Consider the following 5,785-nt stretch of genomic DNA (forward strand, 5'->3'; position numbering starts at 1 on the left):
TTGTTGGTGCCGAAGCCGCCCTTGAAAATCTTGTTGGCCACATAGCTTTCTTCGGTGAGGCACTGGCCTGAGCCGTACCAGGCAACCGAATTGGGGCCATATGTATCAATACTGCTGCGAAACCGGGATGCCATAAGGTCCAGAGCCTCATCCCAGCTCACAGGCTCAAGCTTGCCGCCCTTGCTGCGGCGCACCAGGGGCTGTGTGACCCTTTCCTTTGAATTGAGCACGGGGATAAGCAAAGAACCTTTAAGGCACAGCAGCCCCGCATTGTGGTTGTTGGGGTCGCCCTGGATAGCCACGGCCTTGCCGTCCTTGACGCCCACAAGCACCCCGCAGCCCGTACCGCAATAACGGCAAACGCCCTTTACCCACTTTTCCGGCCTGTTGTCCGCGGCATGTGCCAGAGAGCCGAATCCTGCGCCGGAAGCCGCCGCCACGGCGGCGGACATGGCAAAATATTTCAGAAAATCACGACGTGAAGTACTCATGTGTTCAACCTCGCTGTTGGTCCGGCACAGCCCACTCCCAGGCTCTGTCATGCGGAAAGCGTCTGTGCCGCCGGAAAAGACCGGCTGTTTTTTTCAGGCAATGACTCCGGCCCGCGGCGCGTGGCCGCCGCGCACGCGCTACAGATCCGTCTTGTTGCTGGGCTGGCGGTATTCATAGGCCCGGCCATGCATGGGACTCTGGTGGTAGGGATGACAGCTTACGCAATCCTCGCGCTTGCCGAACTTGGCTTCCATGCGCTGTATGGACAGGGAGTGGCAGCGCGCGCACACCTCCACACCGGGTTTGCGGGCAAAGGGTATGGCGCCCTTGCCGTCGGGCATGCCGTGACAGGTCTGACAGCGCACAAGGGTGATACCGTGTTTGCTTTCATACCATTCCTGCGCCACACGGGGCGTGCTTTTGGCGTGGCAGCTATAGCAGTCGCCCTCCATTTGCGGTGCTGAAAGATGCTTTGCGGCTTCGCAGCGGTCAGTGGGAAAAGCCCAGGCCATGTAGGCGAAATAAGCGCCCCCCAGCACCAGCAGCGCCAGCAGGGAAAAAAGCATGATCTTGCAGGACTTCATGGCCGGATCTCCTTGATTTTCTGGGCGAACTTCTGATTGGTGGGAATACGTTCGTCAAAAACAGGCAGATGGGCGAGATTACGGTGGCATCCCACGCAGCCGCTGCGGGCCTGACCGTTCTTGCCTTCATAGTTTTCGTGCGCAAGCCTGCCCACCTCGGAAACGGGGCCGTCATTTTTGGCATTTTTTGCCAGATCATGATGGCAGGCCCGGCAGTTGGCGTCATCGGTAAAACGCCGGGCTATGGGCTGCATGGCTGCGCGGTCAAGGTCGGTTCCGCCTTCTGTGGTGTGGACCCACAAGTCCTTGACGCCCAGCCAGGCCTTTGCCCCCAGCATGCGCACCACATTGCCCGACGGGATGTGACACTGAGAACAGCCGATGGGCTGACCCTTGGCATCGACCGCGTGCGATGAAAGGCGCATTTCTTCCTGATATACGCGCATTTCGTGGCAGGACAGACAAAAGCTGGTGCTGGAGGTATAGGCCACCCCCGCGCCTGCCAGCGCCACACACGCTGCCAGAAGTATGCTGCCGATAATCCAGACGCGCTTTCGCGGATAAGGCATGGGTGTGAACCTCCATCAATAGAAAAAGCATCACTTGAAAGCATTGGTCGCACTTGGCGTGCGGTTACAAAAGCTGTCACACCATGAACAAGTTCTTGTTTTACAGAATGTTATATGGATAAAAGCAATTCCCATGCCAGTTCACACTTTTAAGAATAAGTGTGATATTACTCACTATTTGAGAAAAACATCACAATCACAATTTTCAATTTTCATGAAAATATGACTGTTTTCATAAAAACATGACAACTTCCAGCCATGCCCACTTCCTCTGGGCAGTACGGCAGGACCGCACAAATCAGGACTGTAGCCCCCAACAAGCCGACGGGCTGACACGCCCTGCCGGACGTCAGCAAACGGCGCATCGCACCACGCGCCCAAAGGCTGCCCAATACAGCCGGAAAAAAGACGGGAGGGATCGGGCAATGACGGCTGGCGGAACGCACTGCTGTGCCGCACGCAGATGACGGTCAGAAACAAACGATGAAACGCGGGCCGCCCCAGAGGCTCAAAATAGCTCTGGCTTTCCCCGCCCCGTAAGCGTATAAGCCTTGCCCGGCGGACGGCGCGGCACAGAAACGGTTTTGAAAGCCCGGAGCCGCCGGCCACGGTGCCGCCGGAGGTTACTGGCGGGGGCGGCAGGCCATGCGCCAGGGGCGCACCTTTACTGCGTCCATGTGGGGCGCTCCGCCACCGGAAAACCGGCGGCAGGGGCATTTTCTAAAAAATATCTTGAATATCCTGCCAAGCTGGGCCAATATGCCGCAAATGTCGTTCGAACTCTTCGTGGCCTTGCGCTATTTGTTTTCAAGACGCAAGCAGACCTTCATCTACATCATATCGCTCATGTCCATTCTGGGCGTGGCACTCGGCGTTGGCGCGCTGGTGGTGGTGCTTGGCGTATACAACGGCATGACCACCGACATGCGGGACAAGATCCTCGGCGCCAACTCACACGCCATAGTCATGTCCTACCTGCCCTCGGCCTTTGAAAACGATGACGGCCTGCTTGAGCGCATACGCTCCATCAAGGGCGTTACCGGGGCCACCCCCTTTGTCTATACCGAAGTGATGCTTTCAACGGCCAACGGCGTGAAGGGCGTGGTGCTGCGCGGCATTGACCCTGAATCCGGGCCGCGCGTGCTCTCCATGCTGCGCCAGATGCGCTCCGGTTCCGCCGCCGACCTGCAAAAAGAAGGCGCGCCCGGCCTTATCATCGGTGAAGAACTGGCCAAGCGCCTTGGGCTTACGGTGGGCAGCCGGGTGAACCTGCTGTCGCCGTCCGGGCAGAAGACCACCTCTGGCTACGCGCCGCGCATCCGCCCCTTCGAGGTGGTGGGCGTCTTCAAGACAGGCATGTTTGAATATGACTCGTCCCTGGCGTTCGTGCACCTTTCCGCAGCCCGCGATGTGCTTGGCCTGCCCGAAAAATATCTTTCGGGCGTGGAACTGACCGTGAACGACCTCTTCAAGGCCGACCAGATATCCAGCCGCGTAGCCACCGAACTGGGCTCTCCCTTTTATGTGCGCTCGTGGATGGAAATGAACGCCAACCTCTTTGCAGCCCTCAAGCTGGAAAAGATCGGCATGTTCATCCTGTTGACCATGGTGGTGCTTATCGGTTCTTTCTCCATTGTGACGTCTCTTGTCATGCTGGTGATGGAAAAAACGCGCGACATCGCCATCATGATGTCCATGGGGGCCACACGCGGCATGATACGCCGCATATTCATGTACCAGGGCAGCATCATCGGCGTTATCGGCACGCTGCTGGGCTATGTGCTCGGCCTTACAGTGGGTTGGCTGCTCAAGCGCTACCAGTTCATCAAACTGCCTGAAAACGTGTATACTCTCGACCATCTGCCCATCAGCATAACCCTCAGCGATGTACTCATCGTGGGGGCCAGCGCCATGCTGCTGTGCTTTCTGGCCACACTTTACCCGGCCCGCCAGGCGGCCCGCCTTGAACCGGCGGAAGCCCTGCGCTACGAGTAGCCATGTCAGCACTCTACAAATTTTCCGATGTGAACAAAATTTTCTCCGCACCCGGGGAAAATCTTGAGATTCTCAAAGATATCAACCTGGTTGTGAACGAAGGCGAAGCCCTTGCCATTGTGGGGGCTTCCGGTTCCGGCAAAAGCACCCTCTTGCATCTTATGGGTGCTCTTGATACTCCAAGTACGGGCGCCGTCTATTTTGACGGGCAGGACATGGTCCACATGACGCCTGACCAGAAAGCGGCCTTCCGCAATAAAACCCTGGGCTTCGTTTTTCAGTTTCATCACCTTTTGCCGGAGTTTTCGGCAGTGGAAAACGTGGCAATGCCGGCCATCATCGGCGGTGAACGCCAGTCAGCCGTCATGCCCAAGGCCCGGGAAATGCTCGAACGCGTCGGCCTCGCGGCCCGTATGGACGGCAAGGTTGCCACACTTTCCGGCGGCGAACGGCAAAGGGTAGCCATCGCCCGCTCGGTGCTGATGCGCCCGCGCGTGCTGTTGGCTGACGAGCCCACCGGCAATCTGGACGAACATACCGGAGAGCAGGTGGGCGCGCTTATGAATGAACTTAACCGCGAGCTGGGCATGACTCTCGTGGTCGTGACGCATAATCGGGAACTGGCCGCGGGTATGGGCCGCATCCTGGAACTGAAAGCGGGGACACTGTATGAAAAAAATCTTGCGTAATATCCTGTCTAACATTCTTTGCGTCACCGCTCTGGTATGCGCCGTCCAGCTTATGCCCCGCGAGGCCGGCGCGTCACAGGGGCCTCTTGTTCTGGTACTGCCCTTTCAGGTAAATGCCGGGCCGGAAATGCCCAATGCCGCCCAGGACGTACCCCAGATCATCGCCGACCAGCTCAAGCAAAGCGGCATGCGCGTTGTGCCTATGAATACGGCGCGGCAGTTGCAGCGCAGCAGCGGTGAAACCATTGACCTTGCCACAGCGCGCGCCCTGGGCCGTCAGGCCGGAGCGCAGCTTGTCATTTACGGCAGCTTCAACCAGCTTGGCGACGGCTTCAACATGGACACGCGCCTTGTGCCTGTGCAGCAGGGCGAAGCCGTACCCGCAGGCTTTGAGCGCAACTCGCTCGTGGCCCTCAGCGACTGTGCCAGTACCCTGGCCGGACGCGCTGCGGAAATAACGGGAGCCAGCGCTGCCCCCGCCGCCCCGCAGCCCGCTGATGACGGCCCCGGCCTTGTGCCCATGGGTACGCCCACGGCAGCCAAGGGCGGCCTGGCCGACGTGCAGGTTCGCGGCATGAGCGTTATGGACCCGGATACCGTGCTCATGCGCCTGACCATCCGCAAAGGTGATACCCCCGATGCCCACGCCATCAACGAAGAAGTGAAGCGCATCTGGGAAATGGGATATTTCAGCGATGTGCAGGCCAGCCTTGAAGGCAGCGTGCTGGTCTTCACCGTGGTGGAAAAACCCCGCATCGACAACATCATTGTCGAAGGGTCCAAGGGTGTGGACCAGGAAGACGTTGTTGCCGCCATGGGAACAAGAACCGGCAACGTGCTCAACGAGCAGGTGCTTTCCGACGACCTGCAAAAAATTACCGAACTGTACCGCAAGGAAGGCTATTACCTTGCCAAGGTCAATTACCGTCTTGAAGACCGCCAGGGCGGGCGCGGCGCAGTGCTGGTCATTAATGTGGACGAGGGCAACAAGCTCTACGTCAAAGAAGTGAACATCGAGGGCCTCAGCAAGCTCAGCCGGGGCGACCTTGATAAATACCTTGCCCTCAAGCCGCGGGGCATTTTCTCATGGCTCACCGGCTCGGGCGTGCTCAAAGAGGAATACCTCGAGCGCGATACCAACGCCATTGCGGCCTACGGCCTCAATGAAGGCTATATCGACATCCAGGTCGGCGCGCCCCAGGTGGACTACAAGGACGACGGCATCTATGTCACCTTTGTGGTCAACGAAGGCCCCCGCTATACCGTGCGCAACGTGGTCTTTGCCGGAGACGTCATCGACAGCGAAGACAAAATGCTCGAAGTGGTGCAGATGGACGACTGGAAAAAGTCCAAGGACTACTTCTCGCTGACGGTCATGCAGGAAGACTCCAAGCGCCTGACAGACCACTACGCCGACTACGGCTACGCCTTTGCCGAGGTGGACACCAAGCTCATC

At 58.5% G+C, this 5,785-nt stretch carries 6 protein-coding genes; 3 read left to right on the forward strand and 3 right to left on the reverse strand.

Going from position 1 to position 5,785, the window contains the following annotated elements:
• From QZ377_RS08165 to QZ377_RS08175, 3 genes are all read right to left on the reverse strand, one after another.
• The coding region (locus QZ377_RS08165; protein ID WP_291440668.1) for a molybdopterin-dependent oxidoreductase at positions 1–491 on the reverse strand (491 nt) is incomplete at its 3' end.
• Positions 492–629: 138 nt separating this feature from the next.
• Positions 630–1,076, reverse strand: coding sequence for a hypothetical protein (locus QZ377_RS08170; RefSeq protein ID WP_291440669.1), 447 nt, complete (start codon positions 1,074–1,076; stop codon positions 630–632).
• Complete coding sequence (locus QZ377_RS08175; RefSeq protein ID WP_291440670.1) at positions 1,073–1,645, reverse strand: NapC/NirT family cytochrome c; 573 nt, start codon at positions 1,643–1,645, stop codon at positions 1,073–1,075. Before QZ377_RS08175 ends, QZ377_RS08170 begins: the two co-directional genes overlap by 4 nt.
• Before the next feature lie 768 nt (positions 1,646–2,413).
• Here QZ377_RS08175 and QZ377_RS08180 point away from each other — a divergent pair.
• The 3 genes from QZ377_RS08180 to QZ377_RS08190 form a co-directional block, all read left to right on the forward strand.
• The gene (locus QZ377_RS08180; RefSeq protein ID WP_291440693.1) at positions 2,414–3,640 is read left to right on the forward strand and encodes a lipoprotein-releasing ABC transporter permease subunit; all 1,227 of its coding nucleotides are present in this window, start codon (positions 2,414–2,416) and stop codon (positions 3,638–3,640) included.
• Positions 3,641–3,642: 2 nt separating this feature from the next.
• Positions 3,643–4,329 carry an ABC transporter ATP-binding protein gene (locus QZ377_RS08185; RefSeq protein ID WP_291440671.1) on the forward strand — a complete coding sequence of 229 codons (687 nt, stop codon included), beginning with the start codon at positions 3,643–3,645 and terminating at the stop codon, positions 4,327–4,329.
• Positions 4,310–5,785: POTRA domain-containing protein (locus tag QZ377_RS08190; RefSeq protein WP_291440672.1), on the forward strand; the 1,476-nt coding region annotated here is incomplete at its 3' end. The genes QZ377_RS08185 and QZ377_RS08190, both read left to right, overlap by 20 nt.

It is taken from the genome of Desulfovibrio sp. (assembly GCF_019424165.1).
GTDB lineage: Bacteria > Desulfobacterota > Desulfovibrionia > Desulfovibrionales > Desulfovibrionaceae > Desulfovibrio.